A 17484-nucleotide genomic window follows, 5' to 3' on the forward strand; every position below is an offset into this window, starting at 1 on the left:
CGTCCGAGTCAGCGGTTGCACGGGTGTCAATCTACTCACATGGCGCCCGTGATTCGCGTTGGCTAGTGAGTTGGCGCCGAAGTTTGGCCGAATCTCAATCCCCAGTCAGCCCCGCGAACTCGCTTGCCTGTGGCAGCTCGGGTAGTTCGGCGGGGGCTACCGTGCGCCCCGAGCGCACATAGTGGAACACCGCGCTCACCCGTGCGGGATCGATGCCCTGTAACGCCGCCCATGCGTGCCGGTACGCGGCCAGCTGCAGGGCGGCGGCTTCCATCTCAACACCCGAAGGCTCGTGACCAGTCTTCCAGTCCACGACGATCCAGGTGCCGTCGCGAGATCCGAACACCGCGTCGATCCGGCCCCGGACAATGGTCCCGGCGACGGAAATCTCGAACGGCACCTCGATCTCGGCGGGGGTTCTGTCCGCCCACTGCGAGGCAAGGAACGCCGATTGCAGCGCTGCCAGATCCTCGGCGTCCTCGAACTCCCCGTATCCGTCACCAGGAAGATCGTCGAAATCGATGAGGCGTACCGACCCGTAGTGACGTTGCACCCAGGAGTGGAATGCGGTGCCACGGCGCGCTTCAAGATCTGGACGTGTCGGGCGCGGGCGCATCAGCCGGCGTGCCAGCGCCTGCGGGTCCTGGCGCAGCTCGACGAGGCTCGTCACCGACAGATGTTGAGGCAGAGTAATTTCCGGACGGCGATTGGCTTGCTCTCGCTCACGCAGCAGCGCGTCGACATCGGCGGCCCATCCATCGTGATCCTCGTCTTCGTCCTGGACCAGCGGTGCTGTGCCGGCGCGCGCTTCCCGGACCAGCTGCGCTCCCGCTTCGATCTCGCCGCGCCGGCCCGCGAGTGGGTCTGCGGGCCATTGCGTTTCGACGGTCTGGTCGAGCATCGGATTGCGCTCCCCCGCCACGGGCGCGGGGGCCCACTCCTCGACGGTTCCACATGGAATGCCTTCGGCGGCCGCGTTTTCGATGACATCACGCAACTCGACCAGAAAATCGGACGGTCCCTTGGGCTTGAGTCCGGTCTGGCCCCAATGATGTCCCGAGACAAAGAGCTGCTCGGCTGATCGGGTCACTGCCACATACAGCAGTCGGCGCTCCTCGTCGATCCGCCGGGTGGACAGGCTGTCCTTGTGCCGTGCGATGGCATCGGAGAGCTGTTTACGGTTCGTAATGCCCTCGGTGTCCAGCTGAGGGACGCCGAAACGATCCCCCAAGGTGGCGCGATCCCCGCGCACCAACGGCGGCAGCTCGGTGGCGCTCGTCAGCCAGGTCGGCGCGGCCACACCCGACGGGAACACTCCGGCACTCAGATGCGGGACAGCGACCACATCCCATTCCAGCCCCTTGGCCGAATGCACAGTCAGAATCTGTACCCGTCCCGGGCTGGTCGCGACTTCCACCGGCGTGAAACCCTTTTCGACCTCCCACGCCGCGTCTAGATACTGCAGAAACGCGGCGATCACCCCAACCGGGTCGCTCTGGTCGGCGGCCTCCGCGAAACCGGCGGCGACATCGGTGAACGCGCGCAGCTGCTCCAGACCGCCTGTACGGCGACCGGCGAAGAGCTCGACATCGAGCGCCAACACGCGCTGCACCTCGGAGATCAGGTCGGTGAGCGGCATCCCAAGCCGAGCGCGCAACGCGGATAGTTCGCGGCGCAGCGCTGTCAGGCGATTCCAGCCCTCCGGCGAATACTGCTCGGGCGCACCGGGATCGCTGACGGCATCGGCCAGACACGGAATATCCGCGTGCTCCCCCACCACGTCGGTGCCGACCCGACCGAATCCTGTCGCTCGTCGCCACAGCACCGCCAGGTCGTGGGCTCCAAGGCGCCATCTCGGACCGGTCAACACACGCAAGGCGGCCGGACCTGCGGTCGGGTCCGCGACGAGACGCAGCATCGCCACCGTATCGGCGACCTCCGGGAGCCCGAGCAGACCCGTCAATCCGACCACTTCGACCGGAACACCTTGCGCGGCAAGGACCTCAGCCATGGGGGCGGCATCGCTATTACGCCTTACCAGCACCGCCGATGACGGCGGACGGTTCCCGTCACGACGTGCGTCCTCGTACACCGAGGCCAGTTTCTTTGCGACCCATTCTCGTTCGGCGACGATATCGCCGAACAGCGCGCAGGCGATGTTGCCGGAGGTAGCGTCCGGCCGGGGACGTAGCGGCCGGACCGCCACCGAACGCCGCCGTGCTTCCTCGGACACGGCATTGGCCAGATGCAGAGCCTCGGGTGGGTTACGCCAGCTGGTGCGCAGTTCCCTTGTCGGCGCCGGTGATCCGTCCGCCAGCGGGAAATCGGTGGTGAAACGGGGCAAATTCGTCGCCGACGCGCCGCGCCAGCCGTAGATGGACTGGATCGGATCACCCACAGCGGTCAACGCCAGCGAGGGGTCGACGCCCCGACCGAACAACGACGACAGCAAGATGCGTTGGGCATGCCCCGTGTCCTGGTACTCGTCGAGCAACACCACGCGGTACCGATCCCGCTGAGTTTGTCCGACGACGGCGTGGTCGGCGGCCAGACGAGCCGACAGCGACATTTGCGCTCCAAAATCGAGAACACCGCGAGCACGCATCTGCGTCATCAGCTGTTCCACGATCGCGACGAGCTGCGCTCGCTCACACTGCGTCTCGACCAGACGCAACAACCACGCACTCGGCCGGCCCTCCCGCTGATAGGGACCCGGCGGCAGGGTATGAATCAGCTGTTCCAGCTCGTCATGTGAGGACAGCAGATCGCTGGTATCCACCAGATGCTCAGACAGCTGACCCGCGAGTGCGAGCACCTGGGCGGTGACCGCCCCGGGCGTCTTCTCGGTATCCAGATCCCCATCGAAATCGCAGACCAATCGGAACGCCAGCTGCCACAACTGCGTTTCGGTCAGCAGGCGCGCATTCGGCTCCATGGGCAGCAGCAATCCGTGCTCGCGCAGCAAGGTACCGGCATAGGCGTGGTACGTGGCGATCACCGGATCGGCTTCATCGGCCGTGACGGGCGCCATGATGCCGCTTCCCGCCAGCCGAGCGAGCCGCGACCTGACCCGGCGCAACAATTGGCCCGCGGCCTTGCGGGTAAACGTCAACCCAAGCACCTGGCCGGGGGTGGCGTATCCGTTGGCCACCAGCCACACCACCCGGGCGGCCATCGTCTCCGTCTTGCCCGCACCGGCACCCGCGATCACCACCATCGGACCGGGTGGAGCCCCGATCACGGCGGCTTGCTCATCGGTGGGCTCGAAAAGCCCAAGTGCCCTGGATAGTTCGGATGGGGAGTATGCGCTCATGACTGGCACACCGCCTGCCCATCAGCCTGTGCGGGGCAGCATGCCCGCAGCGGGCAGTGTCCGCACCCGTCGTTGACCCGCGCAATGAACATCGGGCCCTGCGTATTGGCCGCGGCGGTGTGAATGGTTTCGCGCCAAGTCTCCTGAGCGGCGGGGGTCAATGAATCCTGGTAACGCTGAGTGGCACCGTCATCGAGATTCGGTTTCGCGACATACACCAGACGGCCACCGCCCGGCTCACCCGCGGGCTGGCCGACGATGAGCCCTTCGGCAGCGGCGACCTGATATGTGGCCAGCTGAGCGTGTTGTTGCGCATCGTCTTTGGTGGCGGGACTCTTCCCGGTCTTGATATCGATGACGACGGCGCGCCCCTCGGCATCCCGTTCCAGCCGGTCAATGCGGCCGACCAGCCGCACCTGCGGATGGCCCGCATGCGTGAGCATTCCGTCGACGCCAATCTCTCGGCCTACTTCAGTAAGCTCACCGCGCGTCGCCACGCGCCACGTGGTGAACGCCTCCAGCAGTTCATGCTGCCTCTGAAGTTCGTTACGCGCATACCACCGTGACTCAAATGGCAGTGATTCCCAAGCCTTGTCGAGTTCCCGGCGCATCGTTTCGGCATCTGCGGAGTGCTCGCCCACAAGCGCATGCACCAATGTTCCGAGCGCCCGGCGCGGGTCCGTGAGGTCGGTGCCGCCGTGCCGTTCCAACAGCCAGCGCAGCGGGCAAGCCATGAGCGTCTCGACGTTCGACGGCGACAAGCGCACCGGACCATCCTCGGCATGCCACAGCGGGTCCTCACTACTGATGTCGGCAAGCCCGTACCAGGATTCGGGATCCGCACCGGGGACACCGGCGTCGGCGAGCCGGGCAAGTTGTCGGGCGGCGGCGGCGCGCCGGCGGCCCTCACTCACCGTGCAGGCGGACGCGGTGACGACGGCGCGCAGCTCGCCGACGAGGTTCGCAACGGTCAATGCCCGAGACTCCGGTGTTCCCGGACGGCGGTCCGGCATCACCCATTCCGGATGCGCCCCCATGAGTTCGGCCAGGAAGCGCGAAGCCATCGCGGGACCGCCACCTATATCGGCGTTTTCGTTGTCGACGGCGGTAACGAGAACGCGGCGCGCGGCCCTGCCCACGGCGAGTAGCAGCAGCCGGCGTTCCTCGGCCAGCGCCACCGCCGACCCGTCGACATGCGCGACATGGTCGATGCCTGCCAGCACATCCATCAGTTCCTGGGTGCGCAGCACCCCGCCCCGCACGGCCGTGTTGGGCCATAGCCCCTCCTGCACACCGGGGATCGCCACGACGTCCCACTGGCGGCCTACGGCAGCGTGTGCGCTGACGATGGAGACAGCATCAGGCTCACCAGTCGAGCGCTGACCGGCGAGCGCCAGCGACCGGATGTGGTCGATCAATCCCATCACGCCGATACCCGGAGTGCGCGCCACATGTTCGGATGCCAGGTCGAACAGTGCGGACACCGCGTCGAGGTCCCGATCCGCTTGAGCGCCCAGCGGACCTCCGCGTTGAGACAACCCGTCCCAACGTCGCTGCAGACCCGACCGGGTCCACGCGGCCCACAGCACGTCGAGAACACTGGCCCCGGAAGCGACGGACTCGCGTGCCGAGGCAATCACTGCCCGCACGCGCCGCAGCGGCGCAGCCTGGATGTCGGTGAGCGCGGCGAGCTGCGTGTCATCGGCATCGACAAGAACCGCACGCAACAGCTCAGCACTGTTTCCGCCCGTGCCCCGCGCTTCCTCGGCGCGCAGCAACTGGCGTCGTAACCGCCGGAGCGCCACCGGATCCACCCGCCCGATCGGGCCCGTCACCAGTGTCACCGCATCCTCGTCGTTCAGTCTGCCTTGTGCGGCGCAGACCGCCAGCAGTAGCGCGTGCACGGCGGGAACGGCGGCAACAGGACCGTCATACGACTCCGCATGTACGGGCACACCCGCCGACTGCAGCGCGCGCCGAAGAGCCGCACCACTGCGGGGTACCGACCTGACGATGACCGCCATCTGAGACCACGGCACACCGTCGGTCAGGTGAGACCGCCGCAGCAGGTCGACAACCAGTGACGCCTCTGCGGTTTCGGTGGGCACGGCGGCAAGACGTACGGCGGCCAACGAGTTCTCTGGCCCCGCGATCGTGCGCGCAGGCGAGCTTCCGGGTAACCGCCCCGCGACCGCGTTCGCAAGTTCGGCGACCGGCGCGGCGCACCGGTACGAACTGTCGAGCGCGATCGTCGTGTCCCCGCCGTCAGTACCGGTCTGCAACAGCTGGGCGTCGGCACCACGGAACCCGAACACGGTTTGGTTGGGATCACCCGTGAACACCGACAACGAGGCACCCCCCGCGAGCAGCCGCACCATGAGCGCCGCCTGCGGATCAAGGTGCTGGGAATCGTCGACGAGCAGAAGGCCGATGCGGGCACGTTCCGCGGCAAGAATTGCCGGCTCGACAGCGAAGGTCTCCAGCGCCGATCCGACCAGCTCGGCGGCGCCGAGTGCCGGCACCGTGGCCTGCGGAGCGGCCATGCCCACCGCCGACCGCAGCAGCATGACCTCCTCGTACTGCCGGGCGAGGTCGGCGACCGCGACCCATTCCGGTCGATTGTGCCGTCGCCCGATCGCGCGAAGCTCCTTGGCGTCCACACCGCGCTCGGTGCAACGCGCCATGAGATCTCGAACATCGGTCGCGAAACCGGCCGTCGTCAACGCGGGCCGCAGCGAAGCGGGCCAGGAGCCACTGTTGTCCTCAGCATTGCCGCACAACAACTCCCGCACAATGCTGTCCTGCTCGGCAGCAGTGATCAAGCGCGGCGGCGGATTGCCCTGGCGAGCCGCGTGGGCGGCGAGCACGGCGAAGGCATAGGAGTGCACGGTACGAACCATGGGTTCACGGATGGCGATGGACCCGTTGCGCTCGAACACCGCGGCCGAGATCCGGCTACGCAGTTCGACGCTCGCCCGGGCGGAACCGGTGAGCACGAGAACGGATTCCGGACTCGCGCCTGCGGCAATTCGTGCGGCCACAATGTCGACCAGCAGGCTCGTCTTCCCGGTACCGCTACCGCCGACCACCACGAACCGGCCCTGCCGGTCCGGGGCCAGCAGATCTGCCGCGGCGCCGTCCCAGGATCGGGTCGAAGCGGTCGGCGTCGGCATATGCAGATCACAGCACGAGGGTCCGACAAGCTGATCTGACCTGGGTATCCGTTCGCGGACAATGCCGGGGATCGTGGCAGGATTCCACGGGTGACACCGACGCTGAACACCCACCGGTACGGCCCCGATGAACCCGCGCGTCTCGTGGCGTTGCACGGACTCACCGGACACGGCAAGCGCTGGGCTCCGCTTTTCGATGCGCACCTCCCCGATGTGTCCACCCTGGCACCGGATCTGCTGGGTCACGGACACTCCCCCGCACCCGCGCCGTGGTCGCTGGAAGCCCACGCCGATGCGGTCGCCGCCGTCCTCGACGAGACCCAGACCGGTCCCATCGTGGTGGTGGCGCACTCGTTTGGCGGCGCCACCGCATTGCACCTGGCCGCGCGCAGACCCGATCTGGTGAGGTCGCTGGTGCTCTTGGATCCCGCGATCGGCCTCGACGGTGACTGGATGCGCCAGATCGCCGAACAGATGGTGGCCTACCCGGATTACACCGACCGCGCCGAAGCAAAATCGGACAAGGTCGCAGGAGCTTGGTCGGACGTACCGGATCACGTCATCGAAGCAGAACTCGATGAGCACCTGATCCAGCTGCCGAACGGCCGGTGGGGCTGGCGCATGAACCTGCCTGCCGTGGTCACCGCATGGAGTGAACTGGCCCGCGATATCACCCTACCCGCCAACATCATTCGCGTTACCTTGCTGCGGGCCACGCGGACCGCGCCACCCTACGTAACCACCGGGCTACTGGACGGACTCGCGGCCAGACTTGGCGATCGGTTCGAACTGGTGGACGTCGATTGCGATCACATGGTGTCCCAATCGCGGCCCGCCGAGACCGCGGCCGCGATACGGTCACACCTGGCGTAATCATGGCGACAGTTACCGAGGAACAAGTCGAGCTGGTGCGCTCGCTGATCGCGTCCATACCCGCCGGACGAGTGGCCACGTATGGCGATATCGCCGACGCGGCAGGCCTTTCCAGCGCACGGATCGTGGGGTGGATTATGCGCACCGACTCCGCCGATCTGCCCTGGCATCGCGTGATCGGGGCCAGCGGTCGCCCCGCACCTCACATCCGGACTCGCCAGCTCGAATTACTCAGGGCCGAGGGCGTACTCGCGGTGGACGGACGAATCGCGTTACGCGACGTCCGCCACGGCTTCTAGGGCACCCGGCACCGTCGTGGCCGAAGCGAACCGTCGCACCAACAGATCTACAATATCGGGATGCACGCCCAACGGCTGCGCGACGCCGTCGGCGCCGCACTCGGCAAGGCGCTCCTGAAAAAGCCCCTGTGCCAAGAGGTATGACGCGATGAAGACGCGTTGGCCATTCGCACGCGCCGCCGCGACCATATCGGGCACCCGCGGTTCACCTGTCGCGACATAGCCGACGGTGACCGGTCCTGTGTGACGCTCCAACATGCTCGCCGCCGTGTGAACCTCATGGCGCGCACGGGGGTCGGAGGATCCTGCTGCGGCGAGCACCACCGCGTCGCCACGACGCCACCCGGCCTCACGCAGCCGCTCGGTCATGACCCTGGCCAACACGGGATCGGGACCCAACGCTTGAGTGACGGCCACATTCGGATGTCCACTCAGCTCGACATGCTGTGGAATATCGTGGTGCACATGGTATCCCGATGCCAGAAACGCAGGAAGTAGAACCGCTGGGCCTTCGATCGTCGACAGCACCTCTGACGGGGTCGGACCCAGCACGTCGACGAACGCGGTGCGCACCGATCCGATACGCAGCGACACCGCCTCGGCGAGCGCCGCGATGTTCTCCACTCCCGCGGCCGAACGCGTTCCATGTGCGACTAGGACGAGTTCGACCTCGGATGAGCCGCGTGCGCGAAGACCGTCATCCACGGCATTCCCCAATCATGGTCGGATCGATCGCCAGCCGGTAACCCCGTTTGACCACTGTCTGAATCACTTTCGGTGCACCAAGGGCCGACCGCAGACGCGTCATAGCCGTCTCGACAGCGTGGGTGTCGTCGCCACCGCCGGGCAGCACGGATAACAAGTCCTCGCGCGATACCACCTGACCGGGTCGCACCATCAGCCGCTTCATCAGCGCCATTCCCGCCGGGGAGATCTGCCGCGTCTCACCATCGACCGCTATCCCACAGCTGCGCACACTCACGATGTGCCCGCCTGCCTGGAAACGTGGTGCCCGCCTGGTCAGCTCGTCGGCCATATGCCGGGCCAACGCGCCCAGCCGCGCACGTTCGGGCTGGGTCGTCGATACCCCCAGCACTTCCAGCGGCGCAGCGGTCACCGGTCCAACGCACAGCGGCGCCACTCTTCCTCGCAGCGCGATCAGCAGCTCGTCCAATCGGCCGGTTGCCTTGGCACGACCAAGCATTGAGGCCACCGCGGGCGCGCTGGTGAAACTTATCCCGTCCAGCTCGGCATTGATCGCCATGGAGATCATGCGATCCATCGGCCGTTGGTCCTCCGGCGGCTCCCAGCGGTACACCGGCACCCGGATAACCTGTGCGCCAGCGATGGTCAATGCCTCGCAGAGATCGGCGATGGGTTCCCATTCAGTGGCGGCACCATGAAGTTGCACGGCGATGCGCCGACCCTCGACACCCTCTTCGAGTAGACGATCCAGCACCTCGGCCGACGACTCCGATGCGGGCGACCACTCTTCACGCAGCCCCGCCTGACGAATCGCCCCGGTAGCCTTGGGTCCGCGGGCGACCAGGCGCCCGGACTCCAACGCCGACTTAAGACTTTCGGCCACACCCCATTCATCAGCGGCCTCGATCCAGCCGCGGAACCCGATGCCGGTGGTGGCCACCGTGACATCCGGGGGGTTGGCGATGACAAGTTCGGTGGCGTGCTGCAGCTCGGCATCATCGGCCAACGGGATGATCCTGATCGCGGCGGCGTGCACGACGGCGGCCCCACGGCGCTCCAAGAGCGCGATGAACTCCTCCGCGCGACGCGCAGCCGTGACACCGATGGTGAACCCGTCGAGCCGACGATCCTGCTCGTTAGGCGGCAACCGGGTCCCGGTGTCGGCTCCTGAGCATTCCGATTTCGACATTTCCATTGTTCACCCGCACCTCGAAGACTGGCAACCGGCGCGACGCATCATCGAGGCAACGCCCGTCAATAAGCGAGAAGACCTGCTTGAGCAGCGGCGATGCCACCGTGGGCTCGCCGCCACGGTCACCGGTCAAACCGCGTGACATGACCGCAGCCTGGCCGTACGGATCGATGTTACCGACCGCGTAAAGCTCCCCATCGGGCAGCAGAAACAGCGCGGCCTGCACGTCGTCCGGAAGGAGTACCGCCACGCCCCGGCCTGGGGTGAGCGAATCCACCGCACAGACCGTCGACCACACGTACTGGTACCGCCTCAAACGGGGGCGAGCGTCCAGAATTGTCATCTCCGGCCTTTCTTCTCGTTGTGTTCTGTCATGTCTACCTGGGTTGTGTTACCCGGGTATTACCGTGGCCGACGCGCTACGTTGCGGACTCGGCGGCCGACCTGAATCCCGGTGTCCCCAATAGCACCGGCACCTTGCGAGGACCGCTGTCGTCGAACGCGATGGTCGAGTCGAGTTCATCGGGCGCATTCACAAACGACACAAACCGGCGCAGTTTGTCCTCATCAGCCAGCACGGCCGCCCATTCGTCGGCATAACCCTCCACATGACGGGCCATCGCCGCCTCCAGCTCGTCAGCAATACCGAGGGAGTCTTCGCACACCACTGCCCGGATGTGATCCAAGCCGCCCTCGATCGCATCCTGCCAGGGGGCGGTGCGCTGAAGCCGGTCCGCGGTGCGGATGTAGAACATCAGATACCGGTCGATGTACTTAATCAGCGTCTCTGAGTCCAGATCGCCGGCAAGCAGTTTGGCGTGCGCGGGGGTAGCGCCGCCGTTGCCACCGACATACAGGTTCCAGCCATTCTCGGTGGCGATGACACCGACGTCCTTGCCCCGAGCCTCTGCACATTCACGCGCGCACCCGGATACCCCCATCTTGAGCTTGTGCGGGGAACGCAGCCCGCGGTAACGCAATTCGAGCTCGACGGCCATAGCCACCGAATCCTGAACCCCATACCGGCACCACGTCGAACCCACACAGCTCTTCACGGTGCGCAACGACTTGCCGTAAGCCTGACCGGATTCCATGCCGGCATCGATGAGCCGTTTCCAGATCAGCGGGAGCTGCTCGACGCGAGCACCGAACAGATCGATGCGCTGACCACCGGTGATCTTGGTGTACAGCCCGAATTCCTGGGCCACTTGGCCAATCACGATGAGCTTTTCCGGAGTCACCTCGCCGCCCGGCAGCCGCGGCACCACCGAATAGGTGCCGTTCTTCTGCATGTTGGCCAGGAAGTGGTCGTTGGTGTCCTGCAGCGCGGCCTGCTCCCCTTCCAGGATGTGGTCGCTGGACGTCGAGGCCAGGATGGACGCCACGGTGGGCTTGCAGATATCGCAGCCGGTTCCGGTGCCGTGCTTGGCGATCAGCTCGGAGAAGGTCCGGATGCCGGTCACCTGCACCACCTGGAACAGCTCGGCGCGCGATTGGGTGAAATGCTCGCACAACGCCTTGGACTGCTCGACGCCCTGCGCGGCCAGGATCTGCTTGAGCATGGGAATGCAGCTACCGCAGGATGTTCCGGCGCACGTAGCCGCCTTGAGGGCGGGCACGTCGGTGGCTCCCTCGCAGATGGCCCCACAGATGGCACCCTTGGTGACCGCGTTGCACGAGCAGATCTGCGCGTCATCGGGCAGCGCGCCCACCCCGATCTCCGCGCCGGCGGGGGTGATCAGCGAGGCAGGATCCGCTGGCAGCTCCCGGCCGAGCATGGGCCGCAGGGTGCCGTATGTGCTGGCATCGCCGACGAGGATGCCGCCCAATAGAGTTCGTGCGTCATCGGAGACCACGAGTTTGGCGTAGGTGCCCTTGGTGGCGTCGTTGAAGACGACCTCCAGCGCACCCTCTGCGGTGGCGTGGGCGTCACCGAAGCTGGCGACATCCACCCCGAGCAGCTTGAGCTTGGTGGAAAGATCCGCTCCCGGAAATTCGGAGACCCCGCCGAGGAGCCGGTCTGCGACGATTTCGGCCGTGGTGTACCCCGGCGCGACCAGCCCGTAGCAGCGGCCCTCGATAGCGGCTACCTCGCCTATCGCATAGATGTGCAGATCGCTTGTCTGGCAGCCGGTGTCGGTGAAGATACCGCCACGTTCGGCCAATTCCAGGCCGCAGTCCCGAGCCAGCTCGTCGCGCGGCCGGATGCCCGCGGAGAAGACCAGTACCGAGGCATCGATCGAGGATCCGTCGGACAGCTGCACCGAGAGTGTCCCGTCCGCTGCCGTCTCGATGGACTTCGTGGAGACGCTGGTGTGCACTGTCAACCCGAGCTCGGTCACCAGCCTGGTCAGCAGGGCGCCACCACCCTCGTCGACCTGCAGGTGCATGAGACGGGGGTTGAGCTCCACCACATGCGGGGCCAAACCCATGAGACGCAACGCATTCGCGGCTTCGAGCCCGAGCAGTCCGCCGCCGATGACGACACCCGCGGAGCCCGGCGACTTGTCGGCAGCGGCCTTGATGGCGTCCAGATCGTCCATGGTGCGGTAGACGAAGCAGCCGTCGGCATCGCCACCCGGCACTGGCGGCACGAACGGATAAGACCCGGTGGCCATGACGAGCGCGTCATAGTCCAGCACGGCGCCTGCCTCGGTGGTGACCGTCTGACCGGCCCGGTCAATGCCGACCACCCGATCCCCAAGATGCAGGGTCACCATGGGATCGTCGGCGTAGTCATTTCCTGTCAGCGCCAGCGTGTCCCGGTCCCAGCTGTCGATATACGAGGACAAGGCCACGCGGTCGTAGGCGGCGTCGGCCTCCTCGCCGAGGACGGTGATCTGCCACTGGTCGGTAGCGTCGCGCTCGCGAAGCACCTGGACAAATCGGTGGCCGACCATCCCGTGGCCGATGACGATGACGTTCTTATTCATGAGTTTCACACCGTCACTTCGTCTTTGGACCTAGACATCACAGGAACCGGGACCCCAACCGGGCGCCGCACGTAGGCGTACCAGGTGACCACGGCGCAGACGACGTAGAAGGCGAGGAACACCCAGAACGCCATGGTGGCGGACTTGGCCGCACTGAGGTACGAGGCACGGAGCACCAGGTTGATGGCGACGCCGCCGAGCGCGCCGATGGCACCGGCCACACCGATCAATGCACCCGACATGGTTCGCGACCAGGTTTCGTCGAGCCCGGCGCTATGCGCCTTGGCGGCGAAGATCGACGGAATCATCTTGTATACCGAGCCATTGCCGATTCCGGAGACAACGAACAGGACGATGAATCCGGTGACGTAGGAGGCCATGATGGCACCGGAGGGTGCGCCGGCCGTGCGGTCGTCGATGGTTCCCGCGGCCACCAGGATGCCCGCGCCGAAGATCATCGCGATAAAGGCGTACAGCGAGATCTTGCCGCCGCCCGTGCGGTCCGACAGCCAGCCGCCGAACGGTCGGGCGAGCGAGCCGAGCAGCGGCCCGATGAACGCGATCTGGGCGGCATGCAGCGATGCCTGCGCCGCGGCCTGCGCTGGGGTCAGGCCGCTGTGCGCGAGCCCGGCAAGGAAGTTCAGCTGCAGTACCTGGCCGAACGCGAAACTGAACCCGATGAAGGAACCGAAGGTGCCGATGTACAGGAAGGCGATGATCCACGAATCGCGGTACTTCATCACGTTGATGAGTGAGCGGCCGTCGGTCTTCTGGTTCGCCAGGTTGTCCATGAACAGCGCCGCGCCCACGGCGGCGAAGGCGATCAGCACGAGGTAGATACCCGCTACCCAGTGCGGTGAGCGGTTCCCCGCGGTGGCGATGACCAGCAGGCCAAGCACCTGGATCACCGGGACTCCGATGTTTCCGCCTCCGGCGTTGAGGCCCAGTGCCCAGCCTTTGAATCGTTGCGGGTAAAAGGCATTGATGTTGGTCATCGAGGAGGCGAAGTTTCCGCCACCGAAGCCCGCGACCGCCGCCACGATCATGAAGGTGGTGTACGAGGTCTCCGGATGCGCCATGAAGTACAACGTGAGGGCGGTCGGCACCGCCAGCACCAAGGCACTGAATATGGTCCAGTTACGCCCCCCGAACCAGGCGGTGGCGAAGGTGTAGGGCAACCGCAGCACCGCACCGACCAGGGTCGGCATGGCCACCAGGAAGAACTTCCCGGCGGCGTCGATGTGATACACGTTCTGCGGCATGAAGAGAACCATCACCGACCAGATGGACCACACCGAGAAACCGACGTGTTCCGCAACCACCGACCAGATCAGGTTGCGCCGTGCGACTTTCGCAGCACCGTTGTCCCAGGCGACGACGTCCTCGGGATCCCAGTTCTCAATCCAGCGTCCGCGCCGTGCAATTGGGGCTGTTGCCGTGTTGTTCGCCATGAGAGCACGGTAGAAAAATCTTGTTGCGGCGGCGCTGCTGGCGATGACCGAGCCATCACATCTCGCTCACACGAGTCTGTCATGTGACGGTGAGATGGCTTTCGGCCTACGTCACATCAAGGCACAAAGGTGACGCGTGTTACAGCGTGAGCCGCACCAGAGCCGCACTGCGTGCCAGCCCCGGAAAGGACTGCGCCGACGACCGGGGATGCAACGCATGCACGGCCAGTCGGAAGATCAAGGCCCGCAACAGCATCTGCGGCCACTCCGGCAAGGTCGCCCAGCGTTCGATGAGACCGTCGTCCGCGTCACCCCACGACAACGCATCCACCACCGCGACGCCGGCCGCCCATGAGGCCGGGCGCCAGTACGGAGTGATGTCGGTGATGCCGGGCGCGGCCGCGCCCGCGAAAAGCACAGTGCCGTACAGGTCGCCATGTACCAGCTGCGGTGGGCTCTTGGTGGGCCGGCGCAGGCTCGCCAACTGGTTGATCAGGTCGATGGATCGCTGGCCGTCCGGCGAGCCGGGCGATACCCGTGCCGCGGAGGGCCAGGACTGCAGCGGCCGATCTTCCCAGGCCGCGCGGTCGGCCGCAATGAACACGTCGACATCGGCCCATGGCGCTACAGGGGGCTGGGTAAGAAACCGGGGACGTTCCAGCTTGGAGGTGGCCTCATGGAGGCGCACCGACAGCGACACCACCTCGTCGTGCCGCGGCTCGGGCGCACCGGCTACGAATGTGTCCGCGCGCCAACCCGATACGACATACCGTCCGTCCGTGGACCGAACTGGCCGGGCCAGGCGCACACCGTCGATGAACAGTGTGTCGCGCACCTTGGCGGACCACGCAGCACGCGCATGGTCTGCTACCAGCGACAACACCACTTCACCGCAGCGCCAGCCACCCTCCCATGTCGGGCCGAGCTGGACTGGCTTGACGCCGCTGAGCCCGTAAGTCGCGAGCACGTGCTCGGGCGGGCGGTCCACAGTCACGCGGGATACGTTACCGCCTGCAATAAACTGGATTGTGTTCGCTCGGAGTTCGTGTCGGCGGTCACAGATGGGGCGTCCCGCAATATGGAGCTGTTGCTGGTTCCCACCGATCAGTACATGACCATGTCGGGGTCAACCTGCTTGGCCCAGGCGGCGATGCCTCCCTGGAGGTGCACCGCGTCGGAGAAACCAGCCTTCTTCACGGCCACAAGCGCCTCTGCCGACCGAATCCCCGTCTTGCAGTACAGCACCGCCTGGCGGTCCTGTGGCAGCTTGGCGAGGCCATCTCCGGACTCCAGGGTCGACTTGGGTACCAGCTCGGCACCGTCGATGTGGACGATGTCCCATTCGACGGGTTCGCGCACGTCGATCAGCGCCACCTTCTTGTCGGATTCAAGCAATTCGCGCAGCTCACGCGGGGTAATGGTGGAATCGGCGACCGCAGCGGAGGCCTCATCGCTGATCACACCGCAGAACGCGTCGTAGTCGATGAGTTCGGTGATCTTCGGCGTGGCCGGATCCTTGCGGATCTTGATGGTGCGGTACGTCATGTCCAGCGCGTCATAGACCATGAGCCGGCCCATCAGCGTGTCACCGATTCCAGTGATCAGCTTGATGGCCTCGGTACCCATCACCGAGGCGATGGAGGCGCACAGGATGCCCAATACGCCACCCTCCGCGCAGGACGGCACCATGCCTGGGGGCGGCGGCTCGGGGTACAGATCGCGGTAATTCAGGCCGAGACCGTCGGGCGCGTCTTCCCAGAAGACCGACACCTGGCCCTCGAAGCGGTAAATGGAACCCCATACGTACGGCTTGTGTGCGAGCACAGCGGCGTCGTTGACCAGGTAGCGCGTCGCGAAGTTGTCGGTGCCGTCCAGGATCAGGTCGTACTGTTTGAACAGGTTGACCGCGTTGTCCGGGTCCAAACGCAGCTGATGCAGCCGCACCTCGACCAGCGGGTTGATCTCCAGCACCGAGTCACGCGCGCTCTGCGCTTTGGACCTGCCGATATCGGACTGGCCATGAATGATCTGGCGCTGCAGATTGGACTCGTCGACCACGTCGAACTCGACGATGCCGATGGTGCCGACACCTGCGGCAGCCAAGTACAACAGTGTCGGAGATCCGAGACCGCCGGCGCCGATGACCAGCACCTTGGCGTTCTTGAGACGTTTCTGTCCGTCCACACCCAGGTCGGGGATGATCAGATGGCGGCTGTACCGGGCGACTTCCTCGCGGGTAAGACCTGCGGCGGGGCTTACCAACGGCGGCAATGTGGGCACCGTGACTCCTGTGACTCGGGTTCCTCAGGGCTGTCTGAGAGCCCTACAGCTGCATCAACAGTATCGGGATGCCAACCCTTCCCGAGCCCGGGACCGCCGCTAGGGAATCGGATACGGCCAGGGATTGGTGCGGCAGGTCTTGCCGTCGGGCTTGATCGAATCAGCGTCGAACTTCGCCGCATCGTTGTTGTTGGTGCTGAATGTCTGCTGCATCATCACCGGAGCCAGCTGTTGGTCCTGCTCACACGGTTCGTGTACCCGGTAACCGATGGCATGTCCGACTTCGTGGTTGATGACGTACTGGCGGTACGACGTGATGTCACCCTGGAACGGGACGGCGCCGCGCACCCACCGTGCTTCATTGATGAACACGCGCCGGTCGCCGTTCTCGCCGTAACGCGGGTTATAGCAAGAGGCTTCGAGCTGAATCTCATAACCACAGCCCTCGCGCACCGTGGCCGGCGAGGTCAGCGAGATCCGGAAATCAGGTGTGCCGGAGTCAATCCGGACAAATCCGAACTGAGGATTGTGCGTCCAGCTCTTCTGACTGGCCAGCGTCTCGGTCACCATGCGTGCGAAGAGATCGTCACCGCCAAAACCCATGGTGTCGATGCCGTCCTCAACCTCGATGGTGTACGCGAACACCTTCGCGGCACCCGTCCCGATCTGGGGGGTCGTGCCCGGTACGACGTGCCAGGACTTGGCGCCCGCCTCGGTGAACGGCTCCCCCTCGGGCAGCACACCGGTGGGCAAAGTCGCGTCGAATTGGGTGAGACCCTTGGGCGGGGCACCGATGATCGCGTCACCCAGCGCGCCAATAGACGGAGGATCGGCGACGGGCTCATTGGGGCCGGTACCCGCGTGCGCGGGTTCACGCTGCGTCACGGTCTGGTACCCGACGAAGACGGTCAACGCGACCAGCAGCGGAATGGCATACGCACGCCATCCGTAGGTGGAGATGAAACGGCCGAGCCAGGTCTGCTTGCGCCAGCGGTCGCGATCACGCCGATCGGATCGGATGCGTCCGCTTCCTTCGGCGAGCGGATCGCGCTGGGCGCGCAGCGGCTCGTAGCGTTCGGAGGACTCCTGCACGGGGAGCCGACTCATGGTTTCTGGCATGGACCTACGATTATGCGCCCATTGGTGCCGGTCGTAGGTCACCGGGCAAGGATGGCATAGCGACAGGCCATCCCGCCTCGGGCACGCCGCCAGATGCCAGGAGTACTGTCTGTATTTCGGGTTCAAGCGGATTGATTAGCCGCCTG

Annotated in this window: 12 protein-coding genes; 2 read left to right on the plus strand and 10 right to left on the minus strand. The window is 65.7% G+C overall.

Going from position 1 to position 17484, the window contains the following annotated elements; genetic code table 11:
* Window positions 1-94: 94 nt before the first annotated feature.
* A complete protein-coding gene (locus B4383_RS17175; protein WP_078292263.1) occupies window positions 95-3313 on the minus strand; it encodes an ATP-dependent DNA helicase in 3219 nt (1072 codons plus the stop codon).
* The gene (locus tag B4383_RS17180) at window positions 3310-6486 is read right to left on the minus strand and encodes an ATP-dependent DNA helicase (RefSeq protein WP_078292265.1); all 3177 of its coding nucleotides are present in this window, start codon (window positions 6484-6486) and stop codon (window positions 3310-3312) included. Before B4383_RS17180 ends, B4383_RS17175 begins: the two co-directional genes overlap by 4 nt.
* Before the next feature lie 90 nt (window positions 6487-6576).
* Here B4383_RS17180 and B4383_RS17185 point away from each other — a divergent pair, with 90 nt between their 5' ends.
* Both B4383_RS17185 and B4383_RS17190 read left to right on the plus strand, forming a co-directional pair.
* Window positions 6577-7359 (plus strand): alpha/beta hydrolase, encoded by a 783-nt coding sequence (locus B4383_RS17185; protein ID WP_078292267.1) that lies wholly within the window; start codon window positions 6577-6579, stop codon window positions 7357-7359.
* Window positions 7360-7361: 2 nt separating this feature from the next.
* Complete coding sequence (locus B4383_RS17190) at window positions 7362-7658, plus strand: MGMT family protein (protein ID WP_078292269.1); 297 nt, start codon at window positions 7362-7364, stop codon at window positions 7656-7658.
* Here the strand turns inward: B4383_RS17190 and B4383_RS17195 are convergent.
* The 8 genes from B4383_RS17195 to B4383_RS17230 form a co-directional block, all read right to left on the minus strand.
* The gene (locus tag B4383_RS17195) at window positions 7632-8363 is read right to left on the minus strand and encodes a sirohydrochlorin chelatase (RefSeq protein WP_078292271.1); all 732 of its coding nucleotides are present in this window, start codon (window positions 8361-8363) and stop codon (window positions 7632-7634) included. The genes B4383_RS17190 and B4383_RS17195 overlap by 27 nt on opposite strands.
* Window positions 8356-9510: a uroporphyrinogen-III synthase gene (locus B4383_RS17200; protein ID WP_078292273.1), complete on the minus strand. Its 1155-nt coding sequence runs from the start codon at window positions 9508-9510 to the stop codon at window positions 8356-8358. Before B4383_RS17200 ends, B4383_RS17195 begins: the two co-directional genes overlap by 8 nt.
* On the minus strand, window positions 9500-9853 hold the full coding sequence (gene nirD / locus B4383_RS17205) for a nitrite reductase small subunit NirD (protein WP_078292275.1): 354 nt from the start codon (window positions 9851-9853) through the stop codon (window positions 9500-9502). Before nirD ends, B4383_RS17200 begins: the two co-directional genes overlap by 11 nt.
* 121 nt (window positions 9854-9974) lie before the next feature.
* On the minus strand, window positions 9975-12488 hold the full coding sequence (gene nirB, locus B4383_RS17210) for a nitrite reductase large subunit NirB (protein ID WP_078292377.1): 2514 nt from the start codon (window positions 12486-12488) through the stop codon (window positions 9975-9977).
* A 5-nt stretch (window positions 12489-12493) separates the two neighbouring features.
* Window positions 12494-13939, minus strand: a complete 1446-nt coding sequence (locus tag B4383_RS17215) for a nitrate/nitrite transporter (RefSeq protein ID WP_078292278.1) — start codon at window positions 13937-13939, stop codon at window positions 12494-12496.
* A gap of 139 nt (window positions 13940-14078) precedes the next feature.
* Window positions 14079-14933, minus strand: coding sequence for a TIGR02569 family protein (locus tag B4383_RS17220; protein ID WP_078292280.1), 855 nt, complete (start codon window positions 14931-14933; stop codon window positions 14079-14081).
* Window positions 14934-15043: 110 nt separating this feature from the next.
* Window positions 15044-16219, minus strand: a complete 1176-nt coding sequence (moeZ, locus tag B4383_RS17225) for an adenylyltransferase/sulfurtransferase MoeZ (RefSeq protein ID WP_078292282.1) — start codon at window positions 16217-16219, stop codon at window positions 15044-15046.
* 99 nt (window positions 16220-16318) lie between these two features.
* A complete protein-coding gene (locus B4383_RS17230) occupies window positions 16319-17338 on the minus strand; it encodes a DUF3152 domain-containing protein (RefSeq protein WP_078292284.1) in 1020 nt (339 codons plus the stop codon).
* Window positions 17339-17484: the final 146 nt, after the last annotated feature.

This window comes from Mycobacterium sp. D16R24 (genome assembly GCF_002013385.1).
Classification (GTDB): Bacteria; Actinomycetota; Actinomycetes; order Mycobacteriales; family Mycobacteriaceae; genus Mycobacterium.

What these genes read in the sequence shown, in the direction of transcription:
- B4383_RS17190 (WP_078292269.1), top strand. Translation starts at nt 7,362, where the DNA reads ATGGCGACAGTTACCGAGGAACAAGTCGAGCTGGTGCGCTCGCTGATC.
- B4383_RS17180 (WP_078292265.1), bottom strand. Translation starts at nt 6,486, where the DNA reads ATGCCGACGCCGACCGCTTCGACCCGATCCTGGGACGGCGCCGCGGCA.
- B4383_RS17175 (WP_078292263.1), bottom strand. Translation starts at nt 3,313, where the DNA reads ATGAGCGCATACTCCCCATCCGAACTATCCAGGGCACTTGGGCTTTTC.
- nirB (WP_078292377.1), bottom strand. Translation starts at nt 12,488, where the DNA reads ATGAATAAGAACGTCATCGTCATCGGCCACGGGATGGTCGGCCACCGA.
- B4383_RS17215 (WP_078292278.1), bottom strand. Translation starts at nt 13,939, where the DNA reads ATGGCGAACAACACGGCAACAGCCCCAATTGCACGGCGCGGACGCTGG.
- B4383_RS17230 (WP_078292284.1), bottom strand. Translation starts at nt 17,338, where the DNA reads ATGCCAGAAACCATGAGTCGGCTCCCCGTGCAGGAGTCCTCCGAACGC.